Genomic DNA, 939 nt, shown 5'->3' with positions numbered 1-939 from the left:
AGATATGGGAGGAGCAGCTGCGGTTCTCGGCGCTATGGAAACGATCGGAGAGCTTCGTCCTGAGCAAAACGTGCTGTGCGTTATTCCATCAACCGATAATATGATCTCAGGCGGGGCCATGAAGCCGGATGACGTGATCGTATCTTTAAGCGGAAAAACAATAGAAATCCTTAATACGGATGCTGAAGGAAGGCTAGTGCTTGCAGATGGCATTACATACGCGAAACAGCATGGCGCGTCAGTTCTTGTCGATGTAGCTACGCTTACCGGCGGCGTCGTTGTGGCATTAGGAACAGAAACGACCGGTGCAATGACAAATGATCAAAGCTTTTACCAGCAGGTAGCTGATGCTGCACAAGAGTGCGGCGAGGCGATCTGGCAGCTGCCGATAACAGAGAAGGATAAAAAACGCGTGAAAAGCAGCCAAATGGCGGATCTCAACAATTCACCGGGACGCGAGGGACATGCGATTATGGCAGGAACGTTTCTTGGTGAATTCGCTGAGTCAACACCTTGGGTTCACCTTGATATTGCAGGCACAGCGACTGCCAATAAAGCAACCTGCTTCGGACCGGCCGGGGCTACCGGCGTTATGGCAAGAACACTGGCTACACTTGCGGAGCGATTTACATTGGAAGAAGATAAAAACGAGTAATGAAAAATCCCTGCTGTATGATGCGGCAGGGATTTTTTCTTCCGAAATCTTTAGTTGACTAAAGTGGATCGGTTATGATACGATACGTTCGTACTTTATTTATCTACTACATTAGCAAACTAAAGGATTTTTGGAGGGGTATCATCATGAATGCAGTCGTCATCGCAGTCCTGCTTATGCTTGTATTAAGCCTGCTGCGTGTCAATATTGTTATCGCATTAATTATAGGCGCTTTGGCCGGCGGGTTAACAGGCGGGCTTGGTCTTGGCGAAACGGTTAAAGCT

The 939-nt window shown here is 48.2% G+C and carries 2 pseudogenes; both read left to right on the top strand.

Features of this window, described 5'->3' with window-relative positions:
* A pseudogene (locus ACWHAR_RS24215) lies at window positions 1–655 on the top strand (leucyl aminopeptidase); the annotation flags it as partial.
* Between the two features lie 74 nt (window positions 656–729).
* Window positions 730–939: pseudogene (locus tag ACWHAR_RS24210) on the top strand (sodium:proton antiporter); the annotation flags it as partial.

The organism is Bacillus sp. LR--39 (assembly GCF_053613335.1).
The sequence above is the reverse complement of the archived record's forward strand: the minus strand, read 5'-3'. Positions and strand labels throughout refer to the sequence as shown.